The sequence below is a fragment of the Staphylococcus lugdunensis genome, assembly GCF_001558775.1.
In the GTDB taxonomy this organism is placed as follows: domain Bacteria; phylum Bacillota; class Bacilli; order Staphylococcales; family Staphylococcaceae; genus Staphylococcus; species Staphylococcus lugdunensis.
In genome coordinates this window covers 2393886-2408755 of record NZ_CP014022.1, presented here as the reverse complement: position 1 = coordinate 2408755, position 14870 = coordinate 2393886, and the positions used below count along the sequence as shown (strand labels likewise).

General features: G+C 34.5%; 14 protein-coding genes, 2 tRNA genes and 1 rRNA gene. All 17 read right to left on the bottom strand.

What is annotated here, in order from left to right; all coding sequences use genetic code 11:
* Positions 1-339 precede the first annotated feature (339 nt).
* Positions 340-1890 (bottom strand): 16S ribosomal RNA (locus tag AL499_RS11280).
* Between the two features lie 110 nt (positions 1891-2000).
* Positions 2001-2071: transfer RNA gene (locus AL499_RS11275), tRNA-Gly, on the bottom strand.
* A 16-nt stretch (positions 2072-2087) separates the two neighbouring features.
* A tRNA-Leu gene (locus AL499_RS11270) sits at positions 2088-2173 on the bottom strand.
* A gap of 307 nt (positions 2174-2480) precedes the next feature.
* Entirely contained in the window at positions 2481-2939 is a 459-nt protein-coding gene (locus AL499_RS11265; RefSeq protein ID WP_002492093.1) for a SprT family protein, read from the bottom strand.
* A complete protein-coding gene (locus AL499_RS11260; RefSeq protein WP_002478980.1) occupies positions 2932-5082 on the bottom strand; it encodes a Tex family protein in 2151 nt (716 codons plus the stop codon). The genes AL499_RS11265 and AL499_RS11260 overlap by 8 nt, the downstream gene beginning before the upstream one ends.
* A gap of 118 nt (positions 5083-5200) precedes the next feature.
* Positions 5201-5971 carry an RNA polymerase sigma factor SigB gene (gene sigB, locus AL499_RS11255; protein ID WP_002461188.1) on the bottom strand — a complete coding sequence of 257 codons (771 nt, stop codon included), beginning with the start codon at positions 5969-5971 and terminating at the stop codon, positions 5201-5203.
* The gene (rsbW, locus tag AL499_RS11250; protein ID WP_002492094.1) at positions 5946-6425 is read right to left on the bottom strand and encodes an anti-sigma B factor RsbW; all 480 of its coding nucleotides are present in this window, start codon (positions 6423-6425) and stop codon (positions 5946-5948) included. Before rsbW ends, sigB begins: the two co-directional genes overlap by 26 nt.
* A gap of 1 nt (position 6426) precedes the next feature.
* Entirely contained in the window at positions 6427-6753 is a 327-nt protein-coding gene (locus AL499_RS11245) for an anti-sigma factor antagonist (RefSeq protein ID WP_002461190.1), read from the bottom strand.
* Positions 6754-6843: 90 nt separating this feature from the next.
* The gene (locus tag AL499_RS11240) at positions 6844-7845 is read right to left on the bottom strand and encodes a SpoIIE family protein phosphatase (protein ID WP_002461191.1); all 1002 of its coding nucleotides are present in this window, start codon (positions 7843-7845) and stop codon (positions 6844-6846) included.
* A 433-nt stretch (positions 7846-8278) separates the two neighbouring features.
* On the bottom strand, positions 8279-8629 hold the full coding sequence (locus AL499_RS11235) for a type II toxin-antitoxin system PemK/MazF family toxin (protein WP_002461192.1): 351 nt from the start codon (positions 8627-8629) through the stop codon (positions 8279-8281).
* The gene (gene mazE, locus AL499_RS11230; RefSeq protein WP_002461193.1) at positions 8626-8796 is read right to left on the bottom strand and encodes a type II toxin-antitoxin system antitoxin MazE; all 171 of its coding nucleotides are present in this window, start codon (positions 8794-8796) and stop codon (positions 8626-8628) included. Before mazE ends, AL499_RS11235 begins: the two co-directional genes overlap by 4 nt.
* An 86-nt stretch (positions 8797-8882) precedes the next feature.
* Positions 8883-10031: an alanine racemase gene (gene alr, locus AL499_RS11225; protein ID WP_002492086.1), complete on the bottom strand. Its 1149-nt coding sequence runs from the start codon at positions 10029-10031 to the stop codon at positions 8883-8885.
* 47 nt (positions 10032-10078) lie between these two features.
* On the bottom strand, positions 10079-10471 hold the full coding sequence (gene acpS / locus AL499_RS11220) for a holo-ACP synthase (protein ID WP_002461196.1): 393 nt from the start codon (positions 10469-10471) through the stop codon (positions 10079-10081).
* Between the two features lie 11 nt (positions 10472-10482).
* Positions 10483-10995 carry a PH domain-containing protein gene (locus AL499_RS11215; RefSeq protein ID WP_002461197.1) on the bottom strand — a complete coding sequence of 171 codons (513 nt, stop codon included), beginning with the start codon at positions 10993-10995 and terminating at the stop codon, positions 10483-10485.
* Positions 10982-12496 (bottom strand): PH domain-containing protein, encoded by a 1515-nt coding sequence (locus AL499_RS11210; RefSeq protein WP_002492082.1) that lies wholly within the window; start codon positions 12494-12496, stop codon positions 10982-10984. The genes AL499_RS11215 and AL499_RS11210 overlap by 14 nt, the downstream gene beginning before the upstream one ends.
* Complete coding sequence (locus tag AL499_RS11205; protein ID WP_002492078.1) at positions 12489-12971, bottom strand: PH domain-containing protein; 483 nt, start codon at positions 12969-12971, stop codon at positions 12489-12491. Before AL499_RS11205 ends, AL499_RS11210 begins: the two co-directional genes overlap by 8 nt.
* Positions 12972-13292: 321 nt before the next feature.
* Positions 13293-14807 carry a degradosome RNA helicase CshA gene (gene cshA, locus AL499_RS11200; RefSeq protein WP_002461201.1) on the bottom strand — a complete coding sequence of 505 codons (1515 nt, stop codon included), beginning with the start codon at positions 14805-14807 and terminating at the stop codon, positions 13293-13295.
* Positions 14808-14870 lie beyond the last annotated feature (63 nt).

Below are 14870 nucleotides of genomic sequence, written 5' to 3'. Positions count from 1 at the left end.
AGCCTCGCCTGACAAACGTTTTCTTTCAAAATTATATAAGTGTGTATGTGTTATTAATCTTGTGAGTGTTCTTTCGAACACTAGCGATTATTTCTTATGAATTCAAGCTTATTTAAAACTCTAATTCACTCGGTTTTGCTTGGTAAAATCTAATTTACTTACTTATCTAGTTTTCAATGTACAACAATCAATTTTAAATGAAGCATTGGCAAATAGTATTATTTGTCAAACGCTCTCTTTTAAAACGATTTATTTGAATGTTAATAAACATTCAAAACTGAATACAATATGTCACGTTATTCCGCATCTTCGTAGAAGATGTTCCGAATATATCCTTAGAAAGGAGGTGATCCAGCCGCACCTTCCGATACGGCTACCTTGTTACGACTTCACCCCAATCATTTGTCCCACCTTCGACGGCTAGCTCCGAATGGTTACTCCACCGGCTTCGGGTGTTACAAACTCTCGTGGTGTGACGGGCGGTGTGTACAAGACCCGGGAACGTATTCACCGTAGCATGCTGATCTACGATTACTAGCGATTCCAGCTTCATGTAGTCGAGTTGCAGACTACAATCCGAACTGAGAACAACTTTATGGGATTTGCTTGACCTCGCGGTTTCGCTGCCCTTTGTATTGTCCATTGTAGCACGTGTGTAGCCCAAATCATAAGGGGCATGATGATTTGACGTCATCCCCACCTTCCTCCGGTTTGTCACCGGCAGTCAACTTAGAGTGCCCAACTAAATGATGGCAACTATGCTTAAGGGTTGCGCTCGTTGCGGGACTTAACCCAACATCTCACGACACGAGCTGACGACAACCATGCACCACCTGTCACTTTGTCCCCCGAAGGGGAAGACTCTATCTCTAGAGCGGTCAAAGGATGTCAAGATTTGGTAAGGTTCTTCGCGTTGCTTCGAATTAAACCACATGCTCCACCGCTTGTGCGGGTCCCCGTCAATTCCTTTGAGTTTCAACCTTGCGGTCGTACTCCCCAGGCGGAGTGCTTAATGCGTTAGCTGCAGCACTAAGGGGCGGAAACCCCCTAACACTTAGCACTCATCGTTTACGGCGTGGACTACCAGGGTATCTAATCCTGTTTGATCCCCACGCTTTCGCACATCAGCGTCAGTTACAGACCAGAAAGTCGCCTTCGCCACTGGTGTTCCTCCATATCTCTGCGCATTTCACCGCTACACATGGAATTCCACTTTCCTCTTCTGCACTCAAGTTTTCCAGTTTCCAATGACCCTCCACGGTTGAGCCGTGGGCTTTCACATCAGACTTAAAAAACCGCCTACGCGCGCTTTACGCCCAATAATTCCGGATAACGCTTGCCACCTACGTATTACCGCGGCTGCTGGCACGTAGTTAGCCGTGGCTTTCTGATTAGGTACCGTCAAGACGTGCACAGTTACTTACACGTTTGTTCTTCCCTAATAACAGAGTTTTACGATCCTAAGACCTTCATCACTCACGCGGCGTTGCTCCGTCAGGCTTTCGCCCATTGCGGAAGATTCCCTACTGCTGCCTCCCGTAGGAGTCTGGACCGTGTCTCAGTTCCAGTGTGGCCGATCACCCTCTCAGGTCGGCTACGTATCGTTGCCTTGGTGAGCCGTTACCTCACCAACTAGCTAATACGGCGCAGGTCCATCTATAAGTGATAGCAAAACCATCTTTCACTATTGAACCATGCGGTTCAACATATTATCCGGTATTAGCTCCGGTTTCCCGAAGTTGTCCCAGTCTTATAGGTAGGTTACCCACGTGTTACTCACCCGTCCGCCGCTAACGTCAAAGGAGCAAGCTCCTTATCTGTTCGCTCGACTTGCATGTATTAGGCACGCCGCCAGCGTTCATCCTGAGCCAGGATCAAACTCTCCATAAAAAATTATGATGTTTGATTAGCTCATAAATACTAATTAAATCTTTGTAACGTTTCGTTACATTATTGGAATTAACGTTGACATATTGTCATTCAGTTTTCAATGTTCACAGAGCGGGTGATGGGAATCGAACCCACAACATCAGCTTGGAAGGCTGAGGTTTTGCCATTAAACTACACCCGCATATATAATAGATGATTGGTGCGGCCGAGAGGACTTGAACCTCCACGGGATTTCTCCCACTAGGCCCTCAACCTAGCGCGTCTGCCATTCCGCCACGACCGCTGGCAAAACGCAATAAACTTATTCGTCTATCGAGAACAATAATAATTGTAATAGATTTGTAATTCAAAGTCAATTATAAATTAACTTTAATTTTACCTTCTTAACAACTTGTCAAATTCATAACTACTGTCTAGCACAACGCTATCCATAATACTATTATTACATCCTTATGTCAATACTTTTAATAATATAAAAAAGCCTAATCTTCTTAGTAAATTTGTTAATCACCATAAGCTTTTATTACACACATATGGCTATAGTGTTTCCTAATTTAATTTTGAAGATTAGACTTTCTCTATATCAATTATTATTTTCTATAATCCTGATTTAGTTTTAATTTCCCATTACATTTGCCACATCTCATGATTGAGATATTCACTCTTTTAATTCTTAAGTATGTTACGCCACATCTTTTACATTGGTATTCATAATTAGCACGCTCTTGATAGCTTTTGATTGCAGAACAAAATCTCGTTGCACCGACTTTGGCACTCAGTTCTTTAAAGTCATTATCTTTGTGCTGATATCCTTTGCCAGATAGATGCAAATGATAGTGACATAGTTCATGTTTAATAATATCCTTTAATGCCTTTAGTCCGTAATGTTTATATTGCATAGGGTTAAGCTCAATATTATGCGTTTTTAAAATATATCTGCCACCAGTCGTTCTTAGTCTGTTGTTAAAATACGCTTCGTGCTCAAATATTTTATTAAAATACTGCTTAGATATAGTTTCAGTTAGATTTTGCAATTCGTCATTATTCATTTGGATTAACCATTGTTAATGATACTTTTCCTTTTTGCTCATCTATATCTATTATCCATACATCAACAATATCTCCTACAGTTACAATATCCATTGGGTTTTTGACATATTTATTAGATAGTTTAGATATATGAACCAGTCCATCTTGTTTAACACCAATATCAACAAACGCACCAAAATCAACGACATTTCTCACAGTTCCACTTAATTTCATTCCTTTTGATAAGTCTGCTATTGAAAGTACATCTGATTTTAACAGTGGTGTTTCGAACTCGTCTCGTGGATCTCTGTGTGGTGCTTTTAAAGATTCAATAATGTCTTCTAATGTTGGAATACCTATATTTAATTTTGTAGAAAGTGAATTCACATCTAATTTACTTAATTTTTCTTTTAGTCCTTTCGTTCCTAACTCATTGATATCTAAATTCAGTTGCTGAAGTAATTGATATGTCGCTTGGTAACTTTCTGGGTGGATAGACGTATTATCCAGTGGCTCTGTTCCATCGATGATACGTAAAAATCCAATGCTTTGTTCAAATGTTTTAGCACCTAATCTTTTTACTTTACTGATTTCTTTATTATGCTTAATAGCACCATGTTGTTCACGGTAATCTATAATATTTTGTGCGATTGGTGCCGTTAAGCCGGATACATATTGCAATAATGATTTTGATGCTGTATTAACGTCAACACCAACTTGGTTCACAGCTGTTTCAACAACAAATGCAAGTGCCTGCTCAAGTTCTTTTTGATTAACATCATGTTGATACTGCCCAACACCAATTGATTTTGGATCTATTTTAACCAATTCACTCAACGGATCTTGAACTCGACGACCTATTGAAACTGCACTTCTTTCTTCTACTTGAAAGTTAGGAAACTCATTACGAGCTACTTCAGAAGCAGAATATACAGATGCACCTGCTTCATTGACGATAATAAATTGAACTGATAATTGGTATTCTTGAATAACTTGTGCTACAAATTGTTCTGTCTCACGACTAGCAGTACCATTTCCTATTGCAATCAGTTCTACATTATAATCTCTAATCATTTTTAATAGTATGTTTTTTGCCTCTTGGACTTTAGATACAGGAGGATGTGGATACATCACATTCTTAGCAACAAAAGTGCCAAATGGATTAATTACTGCCAATTTACATCCTGTTCTAAATGCGGGATCAATCCCTAAAATTTGTTTACCACGCATTGGTGGTTGTAGTAATAAATGACGTAAATTCTCACTAAAAACATCAATTGCATGATGTTCTGCTTTATTAGTAAGATCTGATCTTATCTCTCGTTCAATTGATGGCATTACTAAACGTTTCAAACTATCGCTTATTGCCTCTTGAATAATACGACTTGCTTCAGTTTGATATTTTATTTCTCTTTTAGCAATAAACTGTTGAATATGCGTGATATCAAATTCAATTTTCACAGTCAATATTTTTTCTTTTTCTCCACGATTCACCGCTAAAACTCTATGGTTAGCTATTTTTTTAATAGGTTCGGAATAATCATAATACATTGAAAAAATTTCTTTTTCATCTTCCGCTTTTTTCTTTTTTGTCGTAACCAATTGCCCTTGATGGTACACATCTTTTAACAGTTTTGTACGATATGAAGGTTGATCTGCAATACGTTCAGCAATAATATCTTGCGCACCTTGGATAGCTTCTTCAACAGCGTTTACCTCTTCATTTAAGAATGAGGCTGCTTTTGTTGTTATATCTACGTCTAGTTTAGGTAACAGTAACCAGTCTACAAACGGTTCTAATCCTTTACGTTTTGCCTCGGTTGCTCGTGTTTTTTTCTTTTGTTTGTAAGGCCGATATAAATCTTCAACACGCTGTAATTTAGTCTGTTTTAAGATGTCTTGTTTTAATTCTTCTGTAAGCAATCCCTGTTGTTCTATATTATTAATCACTTCTTCTTTACGCTTTTGTAAATGTGCTACATATTGATATTCATCAGCTATTTGTTTTATTTCAACTTCATCTAAACCGCCAGTAGCCTCTTTTCGATATCTAGCAATAAAAGGGACTGTATTATTATCTTCTAATAACGATAATACTGCAGTAATTTGTTTTTTTGAAAATGAATAATTTTGTTCGATAGTTGCAATTAATTGATTGTCCATTGTTTTACCACACTTTTCTAGAAATTCATGCTTATTTTAACATATATTGATATCATCTTCTGATTTAAAAGATATTCATAGAAAAAACAGAGACCTTTACAAATGATGGTCTCTGCTTTTATTGTTTTGCAGCTTGTTGTAATTTTTTTATTGCCGTCCGTTGTAGTCGTGATACATGCATTTGACTCAGTCCTATACGCTCGCCAGTTTCTTTCTGACTCAAACCTTCTATAAATGTACATTGAATAATTTCTCGTTCACGCTCAGATAGAATAGGTAAAATACGTTCTAAAATCATTCTTTTTTCGGTCAAGTCGTAATTATCATCTTGCTGACCCATGATATCTAATAAAGTTACTGTTGACCCATCTTTATCAGCTTCAATCGAATGATCAACACTTAGCGCATTGTAACTTTGCCCCATTTCCATTGCTTCAAGCACTTCTTCTTCTGTAACTTCAAGTCTGTTTGCAATTTCTGTAATAGAAGGTGATCGTTCTAGTTCATTTGTTAACTCATCGCTAACTTTTTTAATTCTAGGTCCAATCTCTTTAATACGTCGAGGCACATGTACACTCCATGTCTTGTCTCTTAAATATCGTTTGATTTCACCAATAACAGTTGGCACCAAGAATGCTTCAAATTTTCGATCGAACGAAATATCAAATCGATTGATTGCACCTATTAATCCAACCATTCCCACTTGAACTAAATCTTCATGATGTGATTGCCCTTTAGAATACTTGTAAGCAAGTGATTCAATTAACTTGCGATAATGTTTCACCAATTTATCTTGGGCTTCTGTACTCTTGTCTTCTTGATGCTCTTTAATCCATTGGTTTATTTGTTCAGGTGAAGTGTCATTAATTGATTTCGACTCTTTCGTCATTTTTTGGCACCTGCTCTTTTTTTATATTCTTAATCATACTGATCGTAACACCAGATTCTTTACAGACAGTAACTTCATCCATTAAAGATTCAATTAAAAATAAACCTAGCCCACCTTCACGTAAAAAGTCAATATTCTCATTATTATTATATGGCCCTAATTTTGCTTTAGTTGCTTCATAATCAAAGCTTTCTCCTTGATCGGAAATAACGATTTTAATTTGATTTTCTAGAATTTCAAAGCAAAGATTAATTCTACCGTTTTCTTGTTCGTTTTTATAAGCATGTTTTACTGCATTGGTCACCGCTTCACTCACAGCGATTTTGGCGTCTTCTATATCATCATATGATGCACTTGCTCTGGAAAACACGCCCGACAACGTTAAGCGAATTAAGCTTACATATTCAGCTGAAGCTGGTAATCTCATTTCAATATAATCGTGATTTCCAAGCATTTTATTCAACCTCCGTCCCTTCATTAACATGCATTAAATCTTTTAATCCTGTAATATCAAAAAGTCTACTAATTCGATCTGTCACGCCTAAAATATAAAGTTCTTTATTATGTTGATTTAATGCTTTTAGTGTTCCAACAAATAAGCCCAGACCAGTAGAGTCCATATAACTCACATTTGCTAAATTTACGTGAATATCTTTATCTCCTTCTTGTCGCATTGGAACTAAAACTTCTTCCAATTCTGGTACTGTATAGACATCCAGTTCACCAGCTACATTAACTTCATAATATTTTTCAAATGATTGAGTTTCTACATTAAGGTTCATATATTTACACTCCTAAATAAATTCATTTCACAAAATACATACGCTCTATTTATACCCACAACAATATTGTTATAACCACAATTTTTTATGTTAATTTACTCTTTTGATAATCAAAATTGTCATATCATCACGCTTGTTCGGATTTTGTATTTTTAAAATTGCTTCATATAGTAATTGTACAATATCTTGCGGATGCATATGTTTATATTTATGAATTAGATTTAATAAGTCCTTTTTTGAAATAAACTCACCCATTGAGTTTCGAGCTTCGGTTACGCCATCGGTAAAGATAATGATTAAATCATTGAGATTAACTGCAATTTCTTGTTGGTGATAACGTGTATTTTGACTTACACCCAATACGCGACCACGAACTTCAATTTCTTCAAATTCCTCGGTTTCCGCTCGATAAATATAACCTGGCTCATGCCCCGCCGAACTGCAGTATAGTAAATGATTCATTTCCTCATATAAACCATAGAACATAGTTACAAACATATTTTGGTTAACATTTTTTTCAACAACTCGATTTAGTCGCTTCAATCCATCACTTGGCAATTGAGAGTGCCCATATGAGTCCATACCAAATTTGATCATACTCATAGCTAATGCGGCTGGAATACCTTTACCGATGACATCTGCAATCGCAAAACTCATCGTTCCGTCTTTATGGTCAATCAAATTAAAATAATCTCCACTTACTTTTTGTGCAGCAACTGATATGACGCCAATTTGTATACTGTCAAATTGTGGTATGTCAGCCTTTAACATAGTTTGTTGCAATCTAGAAGCTAAATCAATTTCTTTATCGTGGAATTGTAATTTATTTACTAACTTTTGATAATCTCGATAGCTGTAGCCAAATCCTCTAACTACTTCTTTTAAGACGTCTAATGTATCTAAAATTTTATGTTCTTCTAAGCTAAGAGAAGATATATAATTCTTATGTATTTCCACAATATCTTCAGGCAAAATATCTTTTTTAATCACTTCACTCGTGTAGTTTTCACATTTTTCTAGTAGCTGAGGTTGCACACCAGTAGCAATGCTTTCGTCTAATAATTCTTTATAGTGTTTTTTAAATTCTTCCACGACGTTTCCTCCTTACTACAACATTCATTATTACTTCAATGAAACGACCATTTATTTAACATAGGCTAAACATGAAACATTTCGCTCTAATAAGTCAAGAGTACCATAATAGCATAAGCAAATGGCAATAAAAACCTAGCTACTATTCTATCAGCTACATTTAATTTCTTTAATTTTTACTTAACACGTAGTCATTTTAAGCCAAAAAAAACTTTAGGGAATACCTAAAGTTTAAACTCAAGACATTCTTTACCATTAACTTTTCAAGCTATTAAACAACACTTAAGATTTGTTTCAGCTCAAGTATAAAATGTATGAGTATGTTTGATTAGAAGTATGTTAACTATGTTACATGAGCATTTAAAAGTTTCGAAAACAATGACCTATTACATATATAAAACTTTGAGTAATACATATATCTAATTCAAAAAATTTAATGATAGTTATGTAAACCTAGACTAATGTCTAGGGCATGATCTACTTCTTTCATTTTATCCTCAGAGAGATAAGTAAGTTTTTCTTTTAATCTTTTTTTATCTAATGTTCGTATTTGCTCTAACAGAATAACAGAATCTTTATCTAACTTATATTTCTTTTTACCTATTTCCACATGAGTGGGTATTTTCGCTTTATTAATCCTTCCAGTAATTGCAGCTACAATTACAGTTGGACTATATTTATTACCGGTGTCATTTTGAATGATAACAACTGGTCTTACTCCCCCTTGTTCAGACCCTTGTACCGGTGATAAATCAGCTAAATATACATCGCCGCGTCTAATCATTCACTCTGATGATTGGAAGTTAGATAAGTTTCATTGCAATCACAAGCTTCACATTCAATTGGAAAAGCCTCTGTTGCTAGGGAGAGATTAAGGTCTGCCATCTGAGCATACCCTTCTTTTAATGACTGTTCTAGACTATGACTACGATTTTGATTAAAAGTTAGCATAAGAAGAACCTCCAGTGATTCTAAAAAAGTTATTATTAAACCTTTAGTTAGTTTAATAATAACAAATTTTAGATGGAGTGACTACACTATTTTAATAAATCATTAATAATGTATTCTTTATTATCAAATTTGTAAATTCTTGGCAAGCGTCGTCCAAGGTTGCATAGCACCTCATAATTGATTGTTTTTTGTTGTTTTGCAATTGCATCTACTGATTGTATGCTATCCTGTTGTTTACTTATAACACATACTTCATCGCCTTCAACAATATCATCATTAATTTTAATGATTGTTTGATCCATACAAACACGGCCAATCACTTCACATTGCTGTCCTTTCACATTTACAAAATGCCCTTGCATTATTCTCAAATAACCATCTGCATAGCCAATTGGTATGATACCTATTTTTATAGGTGATTGCGCTGTATAAGTACTGCCATAGCTGACTGACTCACCAGGTTGTAGTTCTTTTGTTTGTACAATTTGGGTCATTAACTCAACACTAGGTTGAAGTTCAATGTCAGCCTCTTCCTTTACATACTCTGATGGATAGTAACCATATAGTGAAATACCTAACCTTACAGCATTACAAATATCTGCATCTATCATCAATGCACCAGCAGAATTTTGTGCGTGAACATAACGTGGCATATCCGTTGAAGTTACCCATGTTTTAAAACATTGATATTGCTGTTGTGCAGAATCTCCTGGTTCATCTGCACATGCAAAATGTGTATAGACACCTTCAAAAACAAGATGCTCGTGCTGTTCTATTAAATGAATGGTTTGGTGGTATTCTGCTTGGTTTTTAATACCTAAGCGTCCCATGCCTGTATCAAGTTTAATATGCAACCACAGTCTTTTCTCATTATCATCATTGATAGCTTTAATAGCAGATGATAACCATGATTTTGAAGGGACTGTTATTGCAACTCTATGTTGAATTGCTTTATTAATATCTTCTATAGGTATAACTCCTAAAATCAATATTTTTGCTTTGATTCCATGCATGCGCAATTCTATCGCTTCATCTAAAGTTGCTACAGCAAAAAAAGAAGCGCCATGGTCCACTAAATATTGAGCAATTTGCACACTTCCTAAACCATAGCCGTTCGCTTTAATTACTGGTATCACTGTCTTATTATCATGTAACTGAGTGAATTGTCGGTAATTGTTATTAATTGCAGCTAAATCGACGTTGATATAGGTGTTTCTATAATACTTATCTGACATGTTATGTCCTCCTCGAAATGACCGTAACATATTATAAATGGATATTATCATATCTCATTTTTCTTATTTTTATTATATGCCGCTTCATCCATTTTTTCTAATAAAACTTGACTCATAGCATAATGATCACTATGTGTAATACTTACATGCACTTTAAATCCTGGATAGTCGATACATGGTTTTCCATAATCATCGTTATAACAATGGATATCATGAAAAGCAACAGTTTTACCTAGTCCAGTACCTAAAGCCTTACTAAATGCTTCCTTTGTTGTGAAACGTCCAGCTAAAAATTCAAGTTTTCTACGTTCGCTTGAAAAACTATGATAGCGCTGTTGTTCTCCAGGAGATAAAATACGTTCAATTAATTTGGGTTGTTTATCATTTAATCGTTGAACACGTTCAATTTCAATTAAATCAATACCTATTCCATAAATCATCTATTTAACCCTCATTCTATGTCATTATTTTCATTATCAATGTTATCTTCATCAGATTGCTCAGCTTTTTGTTGTCGAATCATTTGTTTTAGGCGCTGTGCCTCTACTTTATTAATTAATTCTACACTTGGAAAGCCACCAGCAGTAAAAAGTTTTACAGTTGCTAAATCATAAAATTGCATTAAAAAGCCTTCAGTAATATCGATGTTTTGAATTCTAAATAGCGGTATTGCTTGTGTTGAAACAAATATAATACCCGTCCGAATGTAAATTACATCAGCTTCTAATGAATAGCGAAAATTTTTATATTTTAACCAAGGATTCACAACAATAAAAATAACAATATATACACTAAAAAATATCGCTAGTCCAATGCTAATTTGCATTAAAGTTAGCCAGTGTAATAAAAAATAATTTATTAATATTGCTGCAATCAAAATGATACTTATAATTAGTAAAGTTATTGTTGCTGCAATACGCATGATTTTAGGTCCATTTTGATTCATATGATTATAAGTTGTCATTTGATTCACCTCTTAAAAATGTCGAAGTAACATTTTCAACTTTATGCTCATCTTCAAATTTCAACGTCACACCCTGGAAAATTGCACCTTTGGCTAGAATAAAGTTTATTGTAGCGAGACGAGCACGTTGTAAAAATGGGTGTTGTTCAGTTTCAATTTCAAGTATTTTATCTTTTTTAAAGTAATAACTATTTAACGTTAAAAATGTCAGTTCACTTACTGCAATTTCACTGTCATTTTGCGCCATTCCTGAACATTTAAAGTAGACCCAAGCATGTAATATTCTTATCAAAATTAATACTGCTGCAATCCCAAAGCTCCAAACACTCCAAAAATAGGTACCGATACTTGCTAAAATTAATATGATCACTGAAAAGATGAAGAAATGTCGATGAAAGCTTCTTAAAGGCATGCCTTTATCAATTTTGATAAAATCCATTTCTGGCACTAAATCAGCTAATATGCGATAAGCCTCATGCTGTTTAATAAAAGGTAAAATCATAACTCTACCTTTTGTACTGACATCTACTTCTGAAGTGACATCTGAATCGCTCGTAATAATAAAATGTATAGATGTATATCCAAATAATTTGCGTAATAACGACTGTTTTTCAACGACAGCCTGCAATCTATCAGTTGGTACTGTTATATTTTTTACATTTAGTAATCCATAAGATACTTTTAACTGACTATGCGATTGTGTCACTGTGTAATGATAGTACCGAATCATCATGATTGCCGTTCCTACAATGTAACTTACGATAATAAGGGCAACAGTAATGACAAATACAATTTTAAATGCTGAATTCACCCAACTTAATATACCGTGAGTCAAACTATCCCATGGTATAAAGTCTTCTACCGAATTAAATATTGGACTGAGTGCTGCAAATGTCACACCAACAGCTCCACTTGTTAAAGCCATTAATAATAAAGTCTTAAAGGACATTTTAAATATAATATTTTGATTATCTGTTTGTTCATTGTCTAGTGATTGTGTATCTTGTAAATCATGTTTCTTATTTTCAAGTTGTAAGTCACCTTTTTGCAGTAATTCGAGTTGTTTATTTCGAATTGATTGTTCAATCATTTGGCTTTGTGATTTCGTAATTGTTTCTAATTCCACGCCATCGCTTGGCGTTTTTATTTGCAATTTGACACCATTAACAAGTTGATCGATAACACCTTGAGTGGTTTCAAACGACTGGATTTTTCGGACATTTAATTCTTTTCTATTTTTGTTAAAAACCCCATGTGTGACAATGAAGTGATCATCTTCTAACCAATATCTTGTACTATATACTTCTAAAATTTGTGACACTAACGATATTATAAAGAACATCAGCACTATACCTAACCCAATATAATCACGAATTTCTGAGAAATCAAATTGCCATATATTCACACCTACGACAATGGCAAATAAAATAATATTTTGTTTTATTGCATTATAAATACAGTTAATATAGGAAATAATATGTAATTTTTGAGGATTAGACATCTGTATCTACACCTCTCAAACCTTGTATGATTTTATCCTGTAATCGCAATGCTTCAGCTTCCGAAACAATAGGAAAACTAATTTCATGACCGGCAGTTGGTATTACTAACTTATTTAATTTCAATTTATACAACAACGGATTTGATTTAACATCGATTTGTTGCACACGTTCGATCTTGCTCATTTTATGTTTCTTTAAAATATATGTCTTCTTAATTTCTATATTATTGCCATCAAGACGATAGTATCTATGATGGTATAAGATATATGGGCTTGCAATCAAAGTGATAAACATGAGTACTAAATAGATAGCAGCAATATATATCAACCAATGGTACCAATGATTTGTGTACCAAAAATAAGTCAAAACACTCAAAACAATAAATTCAATTACAAAGTAAAGACTATACTTTATCCAGTAATATTTTAATGCCTGCTTAGGACTTTGCTTAAAAACATTGTCACTATAATCCATAAAGAACTCCTTCCTGAAATTTACGTTCATTATATCATAGAAGTAGTGGTAATTGATGGCTACTTAATACTTCAATGGAGGCACATAAATGGATTTATAGTTATAACATATAACACTCTAAGGTTTTAAATAATAATAGGCATTAAATTTGTATATAAAAAAGGAGCGTGACAGAATTCATAATGAATTCGTAGCCCCGCCCCAGCAAGGTTGACTAGGATTGAAAAAGCTTGGTATAAGCTTATTTTCAATCCAATCAACTACTGCCATTATTTAGTTCATAGTTTAAGACATGATGTCCCAGATTCAACAATAGTTATATTATTTTTGCATGTCAGCAAATGTACGTCCTTTTGTTGTACGATTCTTGCTTGATTTATCTTTACGATCGAAATTATTTGACTTTTTCTTATTATAATTACCTTTTGTACGTTTATTACGTGTTTCAAATTTTCCACCACGTTTTTTGTTACTTCTTCTGTGGTTTCCACCGTTCTTGCTTTGGCGATTTTTACGTGCTAAAGGTTTTTCGAATGTTAATTGAACTTCTACTTCATCATTTGCCTCAACTAATTCTTGAAGTAATGACGCAACTAATTCTGTTGAATCGTATTCTTTTAACAATTCGCTTGAAATACGTTGTAATCTTGGTTCATTATCTTTTGACATCCAGTTTTGAACTTTTTCTTTAATGTCATCCTCACGCGCTTTTAAAACTTCTTTACGATGCGGTGGTCTCAAAGCAGTCATTCTTCTACTATTAACTTCTTCAATTTGACGAATATAATCCATCTCAATTGGATTGACAAAGGTAACAGCTATACCTTCTTTACCAGCACGGCCAGTACGACCAATGCGGTGTGTATAACTTTCTGTATCTTGAGGGATATCAAAGTTATAAACGTGACTTACCCCTGAAATATCTAAACCACGCGCTGCTACATCTGTAGCAACTAAAATATCAATTTGATCATTTTTGAATTTTTTTAATACTTCTAGACGTTTGGCTTGTGTTATGTCTCCATGCAATCCTTCTGCTTTATAACCTTTTGATAATAAAGCACTTGTTAATTCATCAACACGGCGCTTTGTTCGACCAAATACAATGGCAAGTTCTGGTTGATGAACGTCTAAGAAATTAGTAAAAGTATCAAATTTTTCTAATTCTTTAACAATTGTATAATACTCGTCAATTTGAGGATCTGACATTTCATTGTTCATAGTCTTAACAATTTGAGGTGTTTTCATAAATTGTTGCACGAGTGCTTGAATCGCTTTTGGCATTGTAGCAGAGAATAGCATCGTTTGTCTTTGCTCTGCCGGTATCTTATCCATAATGAATCTCATGTCATCGATAAAGCCCATATTCATCATTTCATCAGCTTCATCTAATATCAATGTGTGAATGCCATTCGTTTTCAATGTTCTACGATTTAAATGATCAATAACTCGTCCAGGTGTTCCTACAACAATTTGAGGTCCTTTTTTAAGCGCCTTGATTTGACGGTCAATTGGCATACCTCCAAATACCGTAACAACCTGAACATTTTGTCCACGACTAAACTCTCTTAATTGTTCTGCTACTTGCATCGCTAGTTCACGTGTAGGTGCTAAAATCAGTGATTGTACACCTGATTTATTTACAACTTTTTCTATTAGAGGAATACCGAAAGCACCAGTTTTACCTGTACCTGTCTGTGCTTGTCCGAGGATGTCTCTTCCTTCTAATGCATAAGGGATACTGTCTTTTTGAATTGGCGTAGGTTCTTTAAACCCCATATTTTCTAGGGTTTGAACTGTTTTTTCAGAAATCCCTAAGTCTTTAAAATTTTGCAATATAATTCTCCTTTTATCTATTTATTTCTCGTCGTACTATTTACGTATACGTTCGTATTTGTT

What these genes read in the sequence shown, in the direction of transcription:
- mazE (WP_002461193.1), bottom strand. Translation starts at nt 8,796, where the DNA reads ATGCTAACTTTTAATCAAAATCGTAGTCATAGTCTAGAACAGTCATTA.
- AL499_RS11260 (WP_002478980.1), bottom strand. Translation starts at nt 5,082, where the DNA reads ATGGACAATCAATTAATTGCAACTATCGAACAAAATTATTCATTTTCA.
- AL499_RS11215 (WP_002461197.1), bottom strand. Translation starts at nt 10,995, where the DNA reads ATGACAACTTATAATCATATGAATCAAAATGGACCTAAAATCATGCGT.
- AL499_RS11210 (WP_002492082.1), bottom strand. Translation starts at nt 12,496, where the DNA reads ATGTCTAATCCTCAAAAATTACATATTATTTCCTATATTAACTGTATT.
- acpS (WP_002461196.1), bottom strand. Translation starts at nt 10,471, where the DNA reads ATGATTTATGGAATAGGTATTGATTTAATTGAAATTGAACGTGTTCAA.
- AL499_RS11205 (WP_002492078.1), bottom strand. Translation starts at nt 12,971, where the DNA reads ATGGATTATAGTGACAATGTTTTTAAGCAAAGTCCTAAGCAGGCATTA.
- rsbW (WP_002492094.1), bottom strand. Translation starts at nt 6,425, where the DNA reads ATGCTTGGAAATCACGATTATATTGAAATGAGATTACCAGCTTCAGCT.
- AL499_RS11235 (WP_002461192.1), bottom strand. Translation starts at nt 8,629, where the DNA reads ATGATTAGACGCGGCGATGTATATTTAGCTGATTTATCACCGGTACAA.
- AL499_RS11265 (WP_002492093.1), bottom strand. Translation starts at nt 2,939, where the DNA reads ATGAATAATGACGAATTGCAAAATCTAACTGAAACTATATCTAAGCAG.
- AL499_RS11245 (WP_002461190.1), bottom strand. Translation starts at nt 6,753, where the DNA reads ATGAACCTTAATGTAGAAACTCAATCATTTGAAAAATATTATGAAGTT.
- sigB (WP_002461188.1), bottom strand. Translation starts at nt 5,971, where the DNA reads ATGACGAAAGAGTCGAAATCAATTAATGACACTTCACCTGAACAAATA.
- alr (WP_002492086.1), bottom strand. Translation starts at nt 10,031, where the DNA reads ATGTCAGATAAGTATTATAGAAACACCTATATCAACGTCGATTTAGCT.